The sequence below is a fragment of the Microbacterium sp. NPDC055683 genome (assembly GCF_053617895.1).
Genome location: NZ_JBSHGQ010000034.1, coordinates 1 through 17,197, shown reverse-complemented (window position 1 = coordinate 17,197; position 17,197 = coordinate 1). Strand labels below are relative to the sequence as shown.

The window sequence follows — 17,197 nt, the reverse complement described above, 5'->3', positions numbered from 1 at the left end:
TCAGACGATAGCCGGAGGCTCCGACATCCCGGAGAGGGGGAGCGGAGGCACCCCCGGCGTGTCGAATCCCAGCACGGCGCCGAGGAAGGCCGCCTCCGCCTCGAACGCGCGCACGATCGCGTCGGCGCCGCGGAACCCGTGGGACTCGCCGGGGAAGAGCAGGTAGGCGTGCGGCACCCCGCCCTCGGCGAGCGCGTCGCGGAGCGCCTCCGACTGCGACGGCGGGACCACGGGGTCGTCGGCGCCCTGGAGGATGAGCAGCGGCGTGCGCAGCCGTTCGGCGTGCGACAGCGGCGACCGGTCGATGTAGAGCTGCTCGGCGCCCGGCAGCGGGCCGACGAGGCCGTCGATGTACCTGGCCTCGAAATCGTGCGTCTCCGCCACGAGCAGGCGCAGGTCGGCGACGCCGTAGCGGCTGATGCCGGCCGCGAACACGTCGGTGCCGGCGAGGGCGCACAGGACGGTCCATCCCCCCGCCGACCCGCCGCGGACGGCGAGCCGTGCGGGGTCAGCGAGCCCCTCTGCCGCGAGCCCGCGCGCGGCGGCGGCGACGTCGTCGACGTCGACGACGCCCCATTCGCCGCGGAGCCGCTCGCGGTAGGCGCGCCCGTAGCCCGTCGAGCCGCCGTAGTTCACGTCGAGCACCGCGATGCCGCGGCTCGTGAAGTACGTGATCGCCAGGGAGAGCGATCCGGCCACATGGGCGGTCGGCCCGCCGTGGACGAGCACGAGGCAGGGCGGCAGCTCGTCGTCCCGGCCCTCGGCGACGGGGCTCGTGGGCGGATAGTGGAAGGCGTGCACCTCGCCGGACGGTCCGTCGAAGGCGACCGCCCTGGCCTCAGGCAACCACTCCGGGTCGAGGGAGGACACCCCGCCCCGCACAGCGGTCAGGGTCCCGAGAGCGAGATCGAGCAGCCAGATCCCCCCGGGCGTGCGCGGACCCGCGCCCGTCAGCAGGGCGCGGGCACCGCGGACGTCCTCGACGTGCATCTCTCCCAGCACGGTGTCCAGGTCGGTCACCGTGCCGCCGTCGATGAGGACGAGACGGTCGCGCCCGTTCGTCTCGACGGCGAGGATGCGTCCGTCGGCCAGCGGGGAGTACCAGCGCGTGCCGAGGTTCCAGAGCGGTCCGCCGGTGTCGGCGTCGACGGAGCGGACGACGACCACCTCGTCGCCCCGCGCATCCAGACGGGCGCGGTGCAGGTTCCAGCGGGCGGGGCCGCCGGCGCGGATCGGCGGGTCGGCGGAGAACAGCAGCGTGTCGTCGGAGACCCACTCCGGCTGGAGCGCGGAGATCTCCGCGCCATCGACGCGCCCTCCCGCGAGCGTTCGCCACTGCGCGATCCGGCCGTCGGCGCCGAGGTCGCCGATGCGCAGCTCCGCGGCGTCCCACGGCATGTCGGGATGGTCCCAGGCGATCCAGGCGAGGCGGCCGGCGCGCGGGGAGGGGAAGGCGAGGAAGTCGCTCCCGGCGACGACGCTGACGATCCGGTCGGGCCGCCCCGCCGCGGAGCCGTCGAGCGGCACCGTCACGATGTCGCGCGTCACCCGCCGCCCGTCCTGGCGCTCGCGGACGGCCCACAGCCGCCCCTCGGCGAGCACGAGGTCGCCGTACGCGGCGTGCTCGTCCGCGGGGGTGAGCGCGACGGGCACGCCGCCGGCTGCGAGGGCGTACACGCGCTGATCCGACTGCTCGACGAACAGGAGCGTCCCGTCCGGACCGGGGATCCACGCGCCGCCGCCGTACTCGTGCACGCGCGACCGTGCGCTCCACGGGGAGGGGAGCACGATCCCGCCGTCCGATGCGCGGCGCACGGCGGTGCGTCCGCGCTCGGAGGGCACTCCCTCGGCCCACCAGACGTCGTCGTCCGCGAAGCGCGCGCCCGACAGGCGGGGCGCCGACACCGCGATGTCGGCGGCGGCGAGGGGCGAGGGCCAGGAGCCGTAGGGGAGCGTCTGCGTCATGCCGTCCACGCTATCCGGCGCCGCCGGACGCCGGGCAGGCGCGATGCGGCACCGCGGGATCAGACGGCGCGCAGGATGGCGACGACCTTGCCGAGCACGACGGCCTCGTCGCCGAGGATGGGCTCGAACGCCGAGTTGCGCGGCAGCAGCCAGGTGTGCCCGTCGCGCTGGCGGAAGGTCTTCACCGTCGCCTCGCCGTCCACCATGGCCGCGACGATGTCGCCGTTGTCGGCCGTCCCCTGCGAGCGCACGACGACCCAGTCGCCGTCGCAGATGGCCGCGTCGATCATCGACTCGCCCGTGACCTTGAGCATGAACAGATCGCCCTTGCCGACGAGCTGGCGGGGGAGCGGGAAGATCTCCTCCACGTGCTGCTCGGCCGTGATCGGCACGCCGGCGGCGATGCGGCCGACGAGCGGCACGAGCGCGGCGTCGCCGACGGAGGGGGCGGCGTCGGCCGGGTTCTCCACGGCGGAGCCGGGAAGGTCGATGAGCACCTCCATCGCCCGGGTCTTGCCCGGGTCGCGTCGCAGGTAGCCGCTCAGCTCCAGCTGCCCGAGCTGGTGCGTCACGCTCGAGAGCGACTTCAGGCCGACGGCGTCCCCGATCTCCCGCATGCTCGGCGGGTATCCGTTCACCTGGATGGACCGCTGGATGACCTCGAGGATGGCGAGCTGCTTCTCGCTGAGGTTCTTGCGCCTGCGCGTCCGCGGCTTCTCGCCGCGGGTCTGGGCATCCGTCATGTCCGTGCTCCTTCGCTGCCCCGAGCGGATGTCGGTGGTGCGTGATGTGGTGATCCCGTTGAGAAGACGGTATCGGATGCGACACGGATCCGAGGAGATTTGTTCGAGCGTGTCGCATGCGGGACCGTAGGCCGCTTCGAAGACAACTCTTGACACGCCCGGCACCTCGAAGATACATTCGGAACATCGCTTCGGGCCTGCGTCTCCCGGCCGAGATGCAGGTTCGAAGCGGCCCCGAGGAAGGAACCGACATGAGCACCATCCGCACAGCCCCCGCCCGTCGAACGCGGCTGCGCCTCACCGCGCGCGGTCGGCGCGTCGTCGCCGCCCTCGCGGCGGCCCCCGTGGTGACGGCGATCGGTCTCGGCGTGCTCAACGGCGGCGGCGCGCTGGGATCCAGCGAGGCGGGCGTGCCTGCGGGCGGGTTCGAGACCGTGACGGTGCTCGCGGGCGACACGCTGTGGGGGATCGCGGAGGAGATCGCCCCCGACGCCGACCCGCGCGACGTGGTCGACGCGATCGTCCGCCTCAACCGCCTCGACGGCGGCGGGGTCGACGCCGGCGCGGAGATCGCCATCCCCGCGGCCTACGCGTCGGCGGACTGAGCCAGGCGCTCACGCCCTAGCATGGATGGGGTGACCGCCACCCTCGACGACCTCCCCTTGCGCGACGACCTCCGCGGACAGCAGCCGTACGGCGCTCCCCAGGCGCCGTTGCCCGTCGCCCTCAACGTCAACGAGAACACGCACCCGATCCCCGACGACGTCGCCGACGACATCGCCGATTCGGTGGCTCTCGCGCTCCGCGATGTCAACCGGTACCCCGACCGCGAGTTCACGACGCTCCGCGAGGGCTTCGCGGACTACCTCGGCCACGGGATCGAGCCCGCGCAGATCTGGGCGGCGAACGGCTCGAACGAGGTGCTCCAGCACATCCTGCAGGCGTTCGGAGGACCGGGTCGCACGGCGTTCGGCTTCGCCCCCACCTACTCGATGTACTCGCTGCTGACACGCGGCGTGGGCTCGACGTTCGTGGCGGGCGAGCGTGGCGCCGGCTTCACCCTCACTCCGGAGAGCGCCGCCGAGCAGGTCGCCGACGCGCGGCCCGACGTCGTCTTCCTGTGCGCGCCGAACAACCCCACGGGGACGCCGCTCGAGAACGACGTCGTCGAGGCCGTCTACGAGGCCGCGCGCGGGATCGTCATCGTCGACGAGGCGTACCGCGAGTTCGCCCCGCGCGACGTGCCGTCGGCTCTGCAGCTGCTCCCCGGCCGCGAACGTCTCGTCGTCTCGCGCACGATGAGCAAGGCGTTCGCGTTCGCGGGCGCGCGAGTGGGGTACCTCGCCGCCGATCCCGCTCTCGTCGACGCCCTCCGCCTCGTCCGGCTGCCCTACCACCTGAGCGCGCTCACGCAGGCCGCGGCCTCGGCTGCGCTCCGCCACTCCGACACCATGCTGTCGATGGTCGACGACATCGTCGTCCAGCGCGATCGGATCTCCGCCACGCTCGAGGCGCTCGGCTACACGGTCTACCCGACCTGGTCGAACTTCGTCCTGTTCGGCGGGGTCGACGACGTCCGCGGCACGTGGCAGGCGCTCTACGACCGCGGGGTCCTCATCCGCGACATCGGCATCCCCGGTCACCTCCGGGTGACGGCGGGCACGGAGGAGGAGACGAGCGCGTTCCTCGACGCGCTCGCCGAGATCGGCCGCTGACGGCGGGGAGCGCCCGCAGGCGCGCCGATAGAATCGGTGCATGACCCGAATCGCGCGCCGCACCCGTTCCACGAGCGAGTCGACCATCGAGCTCGAGCTCGACCTCGACGGCACGGGGAAGAGCACCATCGAGACGAGCGTGCCCTTCTTCGACCACATGCTCACGGCGTTCGCGAAGCACTCCCTCACGGACCTCTCCGTCAGGGCGACGGGCGACACCCACATCGACGCGCACCACACCGTCGAGGACACCGCGATCGTGCTCGGACAGGCGATCCGCGAGGCGCTCGGCGACAAGGCGGGCATCTCGAGATACGGCGACGCCCTGGTCCCGCTCGACGAGGCGCTCGCTCAGGCCGTCGTCGACATCTCGGGCCGCCCGTACCTCGTGCACACGGGGGAGCCGGCCGGGTTCGAGCAGCACCTCATCGGCGGCCACTTCACGGGCTCGCTCGTTCGCCACACGTTCGAGGCGATCGCGTTCAACGCGGGCCTCACCGTGCACGTGCGCGTCCTCGGGGGCCGTGACCCCCACCACATCGCCGAGGCCGAGTACAAGGCGTTCGCGCGCGCGTTCCGGCAGGCCAAGGCGCTCGATCCGCTCGTGGACGGCATCCCCTCGACGAAGGGCGCGCTGTGACGGCGCGTCCGCAGGTCGCCGTCCTCGACTACGGCTCGGGCAACGTCCACTCGGCCGTGAAGGCCCTCGAGGCCGCGGGCGCCGACGTGGCGCTGACCCGCGACCGCTCCACGGTGCTCGATGCCGACGGCCTCCTCGTGCCCGGAGTGGGCGCCTTCCAGGCCGTCATGGAGCAGCTCGACGCCATCCGCGGAGGAGAGCTCATCGAACGGCGCCTCGCCGGAGGGCGGCCCGTTCTGGGGATCTGCGTCGGCATGCAGGTGCTCTTCGCGCGCGGCATCGAGCGCGGCGTCGAGACCGAGGGCCTCGGCGAGTGGCCGGGGACCGTCGCGCAGCTCGACGCGCCCGTCGTGCCCCACATGGGCTGGAACACGGTGGACGCGGGCGAGGGGTCGCGGCTCTTCCGCGGGCTCGAGGGCGAGCGCTTCTACTTCGTGCACTCCTATGCGGCTCAGCAGTGGGAGCTCGACGTCCAGGCGCCGTTCCCGCAGCCCGTCCTGACGTGGGCGCACCACGGCGGTCCCTTCCTCGCCGCCGTCGAGAACGGCCCGCTGTCGGCGACCCAGTTCCACCCCGAGAAGTCGGGGGAGGCGGGTATCCGCCTGCTGCGCAACTGGGTGGACGGCCTCGCTCCCGCGCTGTGACGGCATCGAGTTGGAGCAGGGGCCGCGGGCGGTCTAGTCTCTTGACTCGTGCGTCCGCGGGAGAGGCCCGCGTGCACGAGGAGCCATGAACGATTTCGCGTCCACACCCGCACTGACCCTGCTCCCCGCCGTCGACGTCGCCGACGGCAAGGCCGTCCGCCTGACGCAGGGCGAGGCCGGCTCCGAGACGAGCTACGGCGATCCGCTCGAGGCCGCCGACAACTGGAAGAGCCAGGGTGCGGACTGGATCCACCTGGTCGATCTGGACGCGGCGTTCGGCCGCGGGTCGAACGCGGGCATCCTGCGGAAGGTCATCAAGCACGTGCGCGGCGTGAACGTCGAGCTCTCTGGCGGCATCCGCGACGACGCCTCGCTCGAGGCCGCCCTCGAGAGCGGCGCGCAGCGCATCAACCTCGGCACGGCCGCGCTCGAGAACCCCGAGTGGACGGCATCCGTCATCGGGCGCTACGGCGACGCGGTCGCCGTCGGGCTCGACGTGCGCGGCACGACGCTCGCCGCCCGCGGCTGGACGCAGGAGGGCGGCGACCTCTGGGAGGTGCTCGAGCGCCTCGAGGAGGCGGGCTGCAGCCGCTACGTCGTCACCGACGTGACGAAGGACGGCACGCTGCGCGGGCCGAACATCGAGCTCCTCCGCGAGATGACGTCGCGCACGCCGAAGCCGGTGGTCGCGTCGGGCGGCGTGTCGAGCCTCGACGACATCGCCGCGCTGCGCGACCTCGTCCCGCTCGGCGTCGAGGGAGCGATCGTCGGCAAGGCCCTCTACTCGGGCGCGTTCACGCTCGCCGAGGCGCTGGATGTCGCCGGATACTGACGGCCTCTCCGACTCCGCCGGCGTCCCCTGGGAGGGGCGCCGGTTCCATCCCAACCCCGCCGCGGGAGACGACGGCTCGGCCGATCCCGCCCTGTGGGATGCGCTGACGGGATTCCGCGCCGGTCGCGCGTCCGCGCGCGAGGTCGTCGACGCGCTGCGCGGCGCGCGCGTGCTCGTCCCGCTCGTCGCGGAGAAGGGCGACGAGGGCGTCGGAGCGCACGGGCTCGCCGTCGACAAGACGCAGGAGCTGTCGATCGTGACGGTCTCCGCGCCGGACGGTCGCAAGGTGCTTCCGCTCTTCAGCTGCGTCGAGACTCTCTCGGCGTGGGATGCGGCTGCCCGGCCGATCCCCGTGGCGGGCCCCCGCGCGGCGCTCGCGGCCGCGGGGGAGGACACCGACCTCATCGTGCTCGACCCGACGAGCCCCACGGAGTTCGTCGTGCGCAGGCCCGCCGTCTGGGCGATCGCGCAGAACCAGGCCTGGGAGCCCTCGCCAGAGAGCCCGGACGTGTTCCTCGCGCTGCAGGCGAGCGTGGGCGGCGAGCTGGCCGTGATCGACCTGGCTGTGGAGGCCGGCGACCCGGAGGCGCGCCTGCGGGGCCCGGAGCTCGTCGTCCGGCTCCGCCTCGTCGACGGCCTCGAACGCGCGGAGGTCGACGCGGTCCTGCAGCGCCTGGCGCGCCGCTGGGCCGCGGACGACCGCATCGCCGTGCTCGTGGACTCGCTGCAGGTCACGCTCGAGCGCGGCTGAGGCGGCCGCCCTCGGCTCGGACGGCCGGACGCCTCAGATGACGGGGCCGGTGTACTTCTCGCCCGGGCCCGCCCCCGGCGCGTCAGGAATGAGCGACAGCTCTCGGAAGCGCAGCTGCAGCGATCGCAGGCCGTCGCGGATGGGTCGAGCGTGCATGTCGCTGATCTCCGGGGCGGCGGCGGTGACGAGGCCCGCGAGCGCGTTGATGAGCTTGCGCGCCTCGTCGAGGTCTACGAGCTCGTCGGCGTCCGCCGCGTCGGCGAGGCCGAGCTTCACCGCTGCCGCGCTCATGAGGTGGACGCAGCTCGACGCGATGACCTCGACGGCGGCGACGTCGGCGATGTCACGGACGGCCTCGGTGGCGGCCGCGGCGCGCTCCTGCTCCTCCCACCGCGCGTGGCGGTCGGCGTCGTGGATGGGCTCGTCGGACGGAATGGCGCTCATGGACCGCTCTCTGGTAGACTTTTGCGGGCTCCGGAGTTCGCTCCGGACGAAAGAGGATTCAGTTCCCACCCGCGCTTGCCGCTCCAGGCTACCGGGTCATGCACACTCCGCTCGCGTCCGCGCGGGTCGATCAGGGTGTCGAGCCGATGTCGATCGTCGTGCTCGGGTGGATGCTGAACTCTTCTCCCGCCCGCGCCGCGACCCTCGCGACACGGTGGCTCGAATCACGCACCCAAGGAGTTCCGCATCAGCGATCCCCGCACCAACGAGCGCATTCGCGTGCCAGAGGTCCGACTCGTCGGCCCGGCAGGCGAGCAGATCGGCGTCGTCCGTATCGAGGTGGCACTGCGCCTGGCGCAGGAGGCCGACCTCGACCTCGTCGAGGTGGCCCCCAACTCGCGTCCTCCCGTGGTCAAGATCATGGACTACGGGAAGTTCAAGTACGAGGCCGCCCAGAAGGCCAAGGAAGCGCGCCGCAATCAGGCGAACACGGTCCTCAAGGAGGTCCGCTTCCGCCTGAAGATCGACCAGCACGACTACGACACCAAGCGCAAGCGTGCCGAGGGCTTCCTGCAGGCGGGCGACAAGGTCAAGGCCATGATCCTGTTCCGCGGCCGTGAGCAGTCGCGCCCCGATCAGGGCGTGCGCCTGCTGCAGAAGTTCGCGGAGGACGTCGCGGAGTTCGGGTCGGTCGAGTCGCGCCCCACGATCGACGGCCGCAACATGGTGATGGTGATCGCCCCGCATCGGAACAAGTCGGAGGCGAAGGCCGAGCAGAACGCCGCGCGCGCAGCGACCAAGCAGGCGCAGCGCGAGGCGAAGACGGTCGCCGCGGAGCCCGCGGCGGAGTAGTCCCCCGAACTTCCCGCTTCGGCGGGTTGCACATCACGTCGCCCACCGGGCGCAGACGCAAGGAAAGAAGAAGATGCCGAAGCAGAAGACCCACTCGGGCAGCAAGAAGCGCTTCAAGATCACCGGCAGCGGCAAGATCAAGAAGCAGCAGGCGGGCATGCGCCACAACCTCGAGCACAAGTCGAGCCGCCGCACCCGTCGCCTGAACCAGGACCAGGTCATCTCGGGCAACGACCTCAAGGTCGTCAAGAAGCTCCTCGGTCGCTGAACCGCGACGGACGTTCGTTAGGAAGTATGAAGAATGGCTAGAGTCAAGCGCGCAGTAAATGCGCAGAAGAAGCGTCGCGTCATCCTCGAGCGCGCCTCGGGCTACCGCGGTCAGCGTTCGCGCCTGTACCGCAAGGCGAAGGAGCAGGTCACCCACTCCCTCGTCTACGCGTACCGCGACCGTCGCAAGCGCAAGGGCGACTTCCGCCGCCTGTGGATCCAGCGCATCAACGCCGCGAGCCGCCAGAACGGCCTCACCTACAACCGCCTCATCCAGGGCCTCGGCCTGGCCGGCGTCGAGGTCGACCGCCGCATCCTCGCGGAGCTGGCCGTCCACGAGCCCGCGACGTTCGCGGCCCTCGTCGACGTCGCCAAGAAGGCTCTGCCCGGCGACGTGAACGCGCCGAAGTCGGCTGCGTGATCTGACACGCCTCGCGAAGAGGGCGCCCCTGAGGGGCGCCCTCTTCTGCTGTCTCTAGACTTGAGGGCGTGCTGGAGAATCCCCGATCGCCGCGAGTGCGGGCCGTTGCGAAGCTGGCGAGGCGCGTCGCCCGCAAGGAGACCGGGCTGTTCCTGCTCGAGGGCCCGCAGGCGGTCCGCGAGGCCGTGGCGTTCCGGCCCGACGTCATCGTGGAGCTGTACGCCACGCCGACCGCGCTCGAGAAGCACGCGGACCTCCGGTCTGCGCTCGTCGACGAGGGCGTCGAGATCGAGTTCGTCACGGAGGACGTGCTGGCCGCCATGGCGGACACCGTCACGCCGCAGGGCTTCGTCGCGGTCGCGAAGCAGAACCCGACCGCCCTGAAGGACGTCTTCTCCGCGCGACCGCGCCTCGTCGCGATCTGCGAGGAGGTGCGCGATCCCGGCAACCTCGGCACGATCATCCGCGCCGCCGACGCCGTGGGCGCCGACGCCGTCGTGCTGACGGGCCGGACGGTGGACCCCTACAACCCCAAGGTCGTCCGGTCGACGACGGGATCGCTCTTCCACGTGCCCGTGGTCGTGGGCGCCGATCTCGCGGACGTCGTCGCGCGTTCGCGCGGCGCCGGGCTCGAGGTGGTGGCTGCGGATGTGAAGGGCGACGACCTGCTCGCCGCACGACGCGACGGATCGCTGGCGCGGCCGACGGCGTGGCTGTTCGGCAACGAGGCGCGCGGGCTCGCCGACGACGCGCTCGCCCTCGCCCATCGGGCGCTGCGGCTGCCCATCTTCGGCCGTGCCGAGTCGCTCAACCTCGCGACCGCGGCGAGCGTGTGCCTGTACGAGAGCGCGTTCGCCCAGCGCGAGGCGGAATGAGCACCTGGGGAGCTCTCCCCGTCACAACTCTGTAAATCCTCGCCCGGCGATGTTCAGGATGTGCACAGCCTGCGCCTAGGGTGAACCCATGGCTGAGCCCCTCGTCGTCGTCAAGGACGTGCAGAAGCACTACGGAGACTTCCACGCGCTGAAGGATGTCGACCTCACGGTCGACAAGGGCGAGGTGGTGGTCGTGATCGGGCCGTCCGGCTCCGGCAAGTCGACGCTGTGCCGCACGATCAACCGCCTCGAGACGATCACGAGCGGGTCGATCACGATCGACGGCAAGGAGCTGCCCAAGGAGGGCAAGGCGCTCGCCAACCTGCGTGCCGAGGTCGGCATGGTGTTCCAGTCGTTCAACCTCTTCGCGCACCTGACGATCCTCGAGAACGTCACGCTCGGTCCCATCAAGGTGCGCGGCATGAAGAAGGCCGACGCCGAGAAGGAGGCGCGTGCCCTGCTCGACCGCGTCGGCGTGGGCGCGCAGGCCGACAAGCTCCCCGCGCAGCTGTCGGGCGGGCAGCAGCAGCGCGTCGCGATCGCGCGTGCGCTCGCCATGCACCCCAAGGTGATGCTGTTCGACGAGCCGACGAGCGCGCTCGACCCGGAGATGATCAACGAGGTGCTCGACGTCATGGTCGGGCTGGCCCACGAGGGCATGACGATGATCGTCGTCACCCACGAGATGGGGTTCGCACGCAAGGCCGCGAACCGCGTCGTGTTCATGGCGGACGGCCAGATCGTCGAGCAGTCGGCGCCGGAGGAGTTCTTCACGAACCCGACCTCCGACCGCGCCAAGGACTTCCTGTCCAAGCTCATCACGCACTGACCCGAGACTCCGGAGTCGCACAACGGCGTGCGGCCCGGTCACGATCTCAACCGAGAGAGAGGAACGCACATGCGCAAGATCAGGACCCTCGCGAGCGTGGGGATCGCCGCCACGGCGCTGCTCGCCCTGACCGCCTGCAACAGCGGCACGCCCGGAAGCACATCCGGCGACGGCGGAGACGACGACGCCTCGGGCACGGCGTGGACGGTCGCCACCGACGTCTCGCTCGACGGCAGCCCGACGTTCGACCGCATCGCCGAGGACGGGGTCGTCAAGGTCGGCGTCAAGGAGGACCAGCCGAATCTGGGCTACCTCGACCCGGTCACGAACGAGCGCACCGGCTTCGACGTCGACATCGCGCGGTGGATGGCCGCCAGCCTCGGCTACGACGAGGACCAGATCGAGTTCCAGGCGATCGCCTCCGCGAACCGCGAGCAGGCCATCGTCAACGGCGACATCGACTACTACGTCGGCACCTACTCGATCACGGATGCCCGCAAGGAGCAGATCAATTTCGCGGGGCCGTACTTCGTGACGGGCCAGGGCCTGCTCGTCGCGGCGGACAGCGACATCGCCAGCGTCGACGACCTCGGGTCGGACACGACGGTCTGCTCGGCGACCGGGTCGACGCCCATCCAGAACATCAAGGACAACTACCCCGACGTGCCCACGAAGGAGTACGACACCTACTCCAAGTGCGTCGAGGACCTCAAGAACGGCCAGGTCGACGCGGTCACGACCGACGAGGCGATCCTCATCGGCTACGCCGCGCAGGATCCCGACAACCTCAAGGTCGTCGGCGAGCCCTTCAGCGAGGAGCGGTACGGCATCGGCATCGCGAAGGACGACACGGCTCTCACCGAGTACTTCAACGAGCAGCTCACCGACGGCGGCGAGATCTGGCAGCAGATCTTCGACGACAACCTGGGCGCATCGGGCGTGACAGCGACCCAGCCCGAGGTCGACGCGGTCGAATGACCCGTCGGGGTGGCCGTCGGTGATCCGCCGGCCACCCCGTCCACCCCCCCTTCCCGGATCGACAGGAGCAGACGTGGGAGTCATCACCGATCACCCCGACCTCTGGCAGGAGGCGTTCACGGGGACGCTCGTGCTGTTCTTCGGCGGCGGTGCGATCGCCCTCGTGCTGGGCTTCATCGTCGGCGCGGCGCGGGTGTCGCCCGTGCCGATCGCACGCGTCGTCGGCGCGGTGTACGTGAACTGGATCCGGAACACCCCGCTCACTCTCGTGATGTTCTTCTTCGCGTTCTGCCTGCCGATCCTCGTCGGCGAACGCGTGAACTCGCTGCTGCTGGCCGTCTGCGCGCTCGGCATCTACACCGCGACGTACGTCGCCGAGACGCTGCGATCCGGCATCAACACGGTTCCGGTCGGCCAGGCGGAGGCAGCCCGGGCCATCGGGCTGAACTTCGCGCAGGTCATGCGCTACGTCGTGCTGCCGCAGGCCGCCCGCTCCGTGATCCCGCCCCTCATGAGCGTGCTCATCGCGCTCCTCAAGAACACCACCGTCGCGGCGGGGTTCTCGGTCGCGAACCTGGGCACCATCCGATCGGCGCTCAGCGAGCAGGGCGAGAACCAGCTCGTCGTGCTCCTCTGGGTGATGGTCGTCTTCGTCGTGCTCGTGCTGCTCCTCGGATGGCTGCAGCGAGCGCTCGAGAGCAAGTGGAGGATCGCGCGATGAGCTCCGTCCTGTTCGACGTCCCCGGCCCCCGGGCCGTCGCCCGCAACCGCATCATCGGGATCGCCACGGTGCTCATCGTGGCGGCCGTCCTGGCCTGGGTGGTGTGGCGCCTGATGGCGACGGGGCAGTTCTCCGCCGCCAAATGGAACATCTTCACCTACTCGACCGTGTGGGTGCGGTTCGGCGAGGGCCTCCTCAGCACCCTGTCGGCTTTCGCCGTCGCGGGCGTGGGCTCTCTCGTCGTCGGGTTCCTCCTCGGTGTCGGACGCCTCTCCGAGCACGCGTGGGTGCGCATCCCGCTCACCGCGGTCGTCGAGGTCCTCCGCGCGGTCCCCGTCCTCATCCTGATGATGCTGCTCTACTACGGCCTCCCCGTCCTGGGGCTCAAGATGCCGCCGTATGCCGCGGTCGTCATCGCCCTCATCGCCTACAACGGGTCGGTGCTCGCGGAGGTCGTCCGCGCCGGCGTGGAGTCGCTGCCGCGCGGCCAGAAGGAGGCCGGCTACGCCATCGGGCTCCGCAAGACGGGCGTGATGTGGTTCATCCTGCTGCCTCAGGCCGTGCGCGCCATGATGCCCGTCATCATCGCCCAGCTCGTCGTCGCGCTGAAGGACACCGCCCTCGGATTCATCATCACGTACCAGGAGCTCTTGTACGTCATCAACCAGATCGGGAACCAGGCGCCCTACGGTTCTCCGCTCATCCCCTCGGCGATCATCGGCGGCTCGATCTACGTCGCCGTCTGCCTCGCGTTGTCGTACGTCGCCTACCGCGTGCAGAAGGGCGTCAAGCGCTCCCCGAAGGTCCGTCTCGCGGGCGGGCCGAAGGACCCCCGGCAGCACGAGGGCGCGACCAACACGTCGGTCATCCTGCAGCAGGGCGAGCCCGACGCCGACGGCCGCGTCTGAGCCGCTCGGGGGCGTCGGCCGGGCCGACTAGACTCGACTCTCGTGTCTGACACTCCCGAGATCACGCCGGAAGGGGTGGAGGCCGCGGTCGCCGATGCGCTCGCCGCGATCGCCGCAGCCCCCGATACCGCCGCCCTGAAAGCCGCTCGAGCCGCCCATGCGGGGGATGGCTCTCCGCTGGCGGCCTTCAACGCGCAGATGCGCAGCGTGCCCAAGGAGCGGAAGGCCGAGTTCGGCAAGCTCGTCGGCCAGGCGCGCGGCCGCGTGGCGCAGGCGCTCAGCACCCGCGAGGAGGAGCTCGCCGCCGGCGAGCTCGCCGCGCAGCTCGAGGCGGAGCGCGTCGACATCACCGCGATCGGCGCCCGCACGCGCACGGGCGCCCGCCATCCGCTCACCCTCCTCCAGGACCAGATCTCCGACATCTTCGTCGGCATGGGATGGGAGATCGCGGAGGGGCCGGAGCTCGAGCACGAGTGGTACAACTTCGACGCCCTGAACTTCGACGAGGACCACCCGGCGCGTCAGCTGCAGGACACGTTCTTCGTCGACCCCGTCTCGCGCCACCTCGTCATGCGCACCCACACGAGCCCCGTCCAGGTGCGCTCGCTGCTCGACCGCGAGCTGCCCGTCTACGTCGTCTGCCCCGGCCGCGTCTACCGCACCGACGAGTTCGACGCCACGCACCTGCCCGTCTTCACGCAGCTCGAGGGGCTCGTCGTCGACAAGGGCATCACGATGGCGCACCTCAAGGGCACGCTCGACCACCTCGCACGGCAGCTGTTCGGCGCCGAGGCGAAGACGCGGCTGCGCACGAACTTCTTCCCCTTCACGGAGCCGTCGGCGGAGTTCGACCTGTGGCATCCGACGTTCAAGGGCGGTGCGCGCTGGATCGAGTGGGGCGGCTGCGGCATGGTCAACCCGAACGTGCTGCGCGCGGCGGGCATCGATCCCGACGTGTACAGCGGCTTCGCGTTCGGCATCGGCATCGAGCGGGCGCTGATGTTCCGCAGCGACGTGCAGGACATGCGCGACATGGCAGAGGGCGATGTGCGCTTCAGCGAGCAGTTCGGGATGGTGGTGTGATGCGCGTCCCGCTTTCGTGGCTGCGTGAGTACGTCGAGCTTCCGGTCGGCACGACGCCCGAGGACGTCCTCGCGGCGCTCGTGCGCGTCGGCTTCGAGGAGGAGGAGGTCGTCGGGTTCGACCTGACGGGGCCCATCGTCGTGGGCCGGGTCCTCTCCTTCGAGGAGGAGCCGCAGAAGAACGGCAAGACGATCCGCTGGTGCCAGGTCGACGTGGGCGAGGCGGAGCCGCGCGGCATCGTGTGCGGCGCGTCGAACTTCCACCCCGGCGACAAGATCGTCGCGACGCTTCCGGGCGCCGTGCTGCCGGGTCCGTTCCCCATCGCCGCCCGCAAGACCTACGGGCACGTCTCCGATGGGATGATCGCCTCGGCGCGCGAGCTCGGCCTCGGCGACGAACACGACGGCATCCTCCGGCTCGTCGAGGTCGGCCTCGACCCCGAGGTCGGGACCGACGCCATCGCGCTGCTCGGCCTCGACGATGCCGCGGTCGACGTCAACGTGACGCCCGACCGCGGATACGCGCTGTCGATCCGCGGCATCGCGCGCGAGTACGCCCACGCCACGGGCGCCGTCTTCCGCGATCCCGCCGAGCGCCTCGTCGCCGAGGCGGCCGAGGCCGACGGCTTCCCCATCGTGATCGACGACGCCGCTCCTCTCCGCGGCAACGCGGGGGCATCCGGCTTCGTCGCCCGCGTCGTGAGGGGCGTGGACGCGTCGCGCCCGACGCCGCCGTGGATGATCGCCCGGCTCACGCTCGCGGGCGTGCGCTCGCTGGGCGTGCTCGTCGACATCACGAACTACGTCATGATCGAGCTCGGCAACCCCGTGCACGGCTACGACCTCGCGACGCTCACGGGCGGCATCACGGTGCGCCGTGCGGCCCCGGGAGAGACCCTCGAGACCCTCGACGGCCAGGTCCGCACACTGCACGCGGAGGACCTCGTCATCGCCGACGACTCGGGCGCGATCGGCCTCGCGGGCGTCATGGGCGGGGCGGCCACCGAGATGGGCGACGGCACGACCGACGTGCTCGTCGAGGCGGCGACGTTCGACACCGTCTCCATCGCCCGCACGGCGCGGCGGCACAAGCTGTCGAGCGAGGCGTCGCGCCGGTTCGAGCGCGGCGTCGACCCCCTGGTCGCCGTCGCGGCGGCCCAGCGCGTCGTCGACCTTCTCGTCGAGCTCGCGGGCGGCGTGCCGGACGGTCTCGGCGCGCGCCTCGGGGGAGTGCACGCACCCCGCGCGATCGACCTGCCGGCGACGTTCGTCCCGGGACTCGTCGGCGTCGCCTACGCGCCCGACGAGATCACGGGAGCGCTCGAGACGATCGGCGCAGAGGTGCGCACGACGGAGGGCGGATGGTCGGTCCTGCCGCCGTCGTGGCGCCCCGACCTCACCGACAAGTGGACGCTCGCGGAGGAGGTGGCGCGCATCCACGGCCTCGACCGCATCCCGTCGGTGCTGCCGGTGCCGCCGTCCGGCCGCGGCTTCACGCCCTCGCAGCAGGGCCGCCGCCGGGTGGCGAACGCGCTCGCGGCGGCGGGGCTCGTCGAGACGCCCGCGTTCCCCTTCACGACGCAGGAGCAGAACGACCTGCACGGCTCGGCTGCCGGGTCGCACCTGCCGAGCGTGCGGCTGGCCAACGCGCTCGACGGGCAGGCGCCGTTCCTGCGGCGCTCGCTCGTCCCCGGTCTCCTGCAGACGGCGCACCGCAACCTCTCCCGCGGTCTCACCGACCTCGCGCTCTTCGAGATCGGCACGGTCTTCCTGCCGCAGGACGGCGTCGCCTACGGCACCGACGCCATCCCGCCGCTCGCCGTCCGCCCCGACGCCGAGACGCTCGCGGCGCTCGACGCGTCGATCCCGCCGCAGCCGCGCCACGTCGCGTTGCTGTTCGCCGGCAACGTGGCGCCCAAGCAGCCGGGCCGCGCGGCCGAGCACGCCGGTCTCGAGGTGGCGCTCGACGCCGTGCGCACGATCGCCGCCGCCGCGGGCGTCGACATCGAGGTCTCGCAGGGGGCGCGCGCGGCTCTCCACCCCGGACGGACGGGAGCCCTCTCGGTGAGGGGTGCGGAGGTCGGCTACGTCGGCGAGCTGCTGCCGCAGGTCGCCTCCGACGCCGATCTCGCCGGCCGCGTCGTCGTCGCGGAGCTCGACCTCGACCGCGTGCTCGCGCTCGCGGGCGACCGCGTCGTCGTCGCATCGCTCTCGACCTTCCCCGCCGCGACGCAGGACGTATCGCTCGTCGTGCCGGCCGAGCTCCCGGCCGCCGACCTGCGCGACGCGCTCGTCGACGGCGCCGGCGACCTCCTGGAGTCGCTGCGCGTCGTCGACGACTACCGCGGGCAGGGCGTGCCGGACGGCGCCAAGAGCCTCACGTTCGCGCTGCGCTTCCGCGCCGTCGACCGCACGCTGACCGCCGCCGAGGCGACCGAGGCGAAGCTCGCGGGCGTGGCCGTGGCCCGGGAGCGGTTCGGAGCGGAGATCCGCGACTGATCCGATGCGTCCTGTGCCCGCCCGGGAAGCC

General features: G+C 71.5%; 19 protein-coding genes. 16 read left to right on the top strand and 3 right to left on the bottom strand.

What is annotated here, in order from left to right; all coding sequences use genetic code 11:
• Positions 1 to 1,965 (bottom strand): alpha/beta hydrolase family protein, encoded by a 1,965-nt coding sequence (locus tag ACWGPF_RS12900; RefSeq protein WP_452333198.1) that lies wholly within the window; start codon positions 1,963 to 1,965, stop codon positions 1 to 3.
• A 59-nt stretch (positions 1,966 to 2,024) separates the two neighbouring features.
• Positions 2,025 to 2,708, bottom strand: coding sequence for a transcriptional repressor LexA (lexA, locus tag ACWGPF_RS12895; protein ID WP_452333197.1), 684 nt, complete (start codon positions 2,706 to 2,708; stop codon positions 2,025 to 2,027).
• 251 nt (positions 2,709 to 2,959) lie between these two features.
• On the opposite strand from lexA, the gene ACWGPF_RS12890 reads away from it, so the two are divergent.
• From ACWGPF_RS12890 to ACWGPF_RS12865, 6 genes are all read left to right on the top strand, one after another.
• Positions 2,960 to 3,313, top strand: coding sequence for a LysM peptidoglycan-binding domain-containing protein (locus ACWGPF_RS12890; RefSeq protein ID WP_452333196.1), 354 nt, complete (start codon positions 2,960 to 2,962; stop codon positions 3,311 to 3,313).
• Between the two features lie 30 nt (positions 3,314 to 3,343).
• On the top strand, positions 3,344 to 4,423 hold the full coding sequence (locus tag ACWGPF_RS12885; RefSeq protein WP_452333195.1) for a histidinol-phosphate transaminase: 1,080 nt from the start codon (positions 3,344 to 3,346) through the stop codon (positions 4,421 to 4,423).
• A 40-nt stretch (positions 4,424 to 4,463) separates the two neighbouring features.
• Positions 4,464 to 5,063, top strand: coding sequence for an imidazoleglycerol-phosphate dehydratase HisB (gene hisB / locus ACWGPF_RS12880; RefSeq protein WP_452333194.1), 600 nt, complete (start codon positions 4,464 to 4,466; stop codon positions 5,061 to 5,063).
• Entirely contained in the window at positions 5,060 to 5,707 is a 648-nt protein-coding gene (gene hisH, locus ACWGPF_RS12875; protein WP_452333193.1) for an imidazole glycerol phosphate synthase subunit HisH, read from the top strand. Before hisB ends, hisH begins: the two co-directional genes overlap by 4 nt.
• A gap of 85 nt (positions 5,708 to 5,792) precedes the next feature.
• On the top strand, positions 5,793 to 6,539 hold the full coding sequence (gene priA, locus ACWGPF_RS12870) for a bifunctional 1-(5-phosphoribosyl)-5-((5-phosphoribosylamino)methylideneamino)imidazole-4-carboxamide isomerase/phosphoribosylanthranilate isomerase PriA (protein ID WP_452333192.1): 747 nt from the start codon (positions 5,793 to 5,795) through the stop codon (positions 6,537 to 6,539).
• Positions 6,523 to 7,290: an SseB family protein gene (locus ACWGPF_RS12865; protein WP_452333191.1), complete on the top strand. Its 768-nt coding sequence runs from the start codon at positions 6,523 to 6,525 to the stop codon at positions 7,288 to 7,290. The genes priA and ACWGPF_RS12865 overlap by 17 nt, the downstream gene beginning before the upstream one ends.
• Before the next feature lie 33 nt (positions 7,291 to 7,323).
• On the opposite strand, the gene ACWGPF_RS12860 is transcribed toward ACWGPF_RS12865, so the two are convergent.
• On the bottom strand, positions 7,324 to 7,734 hold the full coding sequence (locus tag ACWGPF_RS12860; RefSeq protein WP_452333190.1) for a DUF1844 domain-containing protein: 411 nt from the start codon (positions 7,732 to 7,734) through the stop codon (positions 7,324 to 7,326).
• A 279-nt stretch (positions 7,735 to 8,013) separates the two neighbouring features.
• On the opposite strand from ACWGPF_RS12860, the gene infC reads away from it, so the two are divergent.
• From infC to pheT, 10 genes are all read left to right on the top strand, one after another.
• Positions 8,014 to 8,586: a translation initiation factor IF-3 gene (gene infC, locus ACWGPF_RS12855; RefSeq protein WP_425562980.1), complete on the top strand. Its 573-nt coding sequence runs from the start codon at positions 8,014 to 8,016 to the stop codon at positions 8,584 to 8,586.
• Between the two features lie 73 nt (positions 8,587 to 8,659).
• A complete protein-coding gene (rpmI, locus tag ACWGPF_RS12850; protein ID WP_067026090.1) occupies positions 8,660 to 8,854 on the top strand; it encodes a 50S ribosomal protein L35 in 195 nt (64 codons plus the stop codon).
• A 33-nt stretch (positions 8,855 to 8,887) separates the two neighbouring features.
• Positions 8,888 to 9,274, top strand: coding sequence for a 50S ribosomal protein L20 (gene rplT / locus ACWGPF_RS12845; protein WP_345439831.1), 387 nt, complete (start codon positions 8,888 to 8,890; stop codon positions 9,272 to 9,274).
• Between the two features lie 68 nt (positions 9,275 to 9,342).
• Positions 9,343 to 10,149, top strand: a complete 807-nt coding sequence (locus tag ACWGPF_RS12840; RefSeq protein WP_452333189.1) for a TrmH family RNA methyltransferase — start codon at positions 9,343 to 9,345, stop codon at positions 10,147 to 10,149.
• Positions 10,150 to 10,237: 88 nt separating this feature from the next.
• Complete coding sequence (locus ACWGPF_RS12835; protein WP_452333188.1) at positions 10,238 to 10,978, top strand: amino acid ABC transporter ATP-binding protein; 741 nt, start codon at positions 10,238 to 10,240, stop codon at positions 10,976 to 10,978.
• Positions 10,979 to 11,047: 69 nt separating this feature from the next.
• A complete protein-coding gene (locus ACWGPF_RS12830) occupies positions 11,048 to 11,956 on the top strand; it encodes a glutamate ABC transporter substrate-binding protein (protein ID WP_452333187.1) in 909 nt (302 codons plus the stop codon).
• Positions 11,957 to 12,029: 73 nt separating this feature from the next.
• On the top strand, positions 12,030 to 12,677 hold the full coding sequence (locus tag ACWGPF_RS12825; protein WP_452333186.1) for an amino acid ABC transporter permease: 648 nt from the start codon (positions 12,030 to 12,032) through the stop codon (positions 12,675 to 12,677).
• Entirely contained in the window at positions 12,674 to 13,585 is a 912-nt protein-coding gene (locus tag ACWGPF_RS12820; protein ID WP_452333185.1) for an amino acid ABC transporter permease, read from the top strand. Before ACWGPF_RS12825 ends, ACWGPF_RS12820 begins: the two co-directional genes overlap by 4 nt.
• 42 nt (positions 13,586 to 13,627) lie before the next feature.
• Complete coding sequence (pheS, locus tag ACWGPF_RS12815; RefSeq protein ID WP_452333184.1) at positions 13,628 to 14,668, top strand: phenylalanine--tRNA ligase subunit alpha; 1,041 nt, start codon at positions 13,628 to 13,630, stop codon at positions 14,666 to 14,668.
• Positions 14,668 to 17,166: a phenylalanine--tRNA ligase subunit beta gene (pheT, locus tag ACWGPF_RS12810; protein WP_452333183.1), complete on the top strand. Its 2,499-nt coding sequence runs from the start codon at positions 14,668 to 14,670 to the stop codon at positions 17,164 to 17,166. Before pheS ends, pheT begins: the two co-directional genes overlap by 1 nt.
• Positions 17,167 to 17,197: the final 31 nt, after the last annotated feature.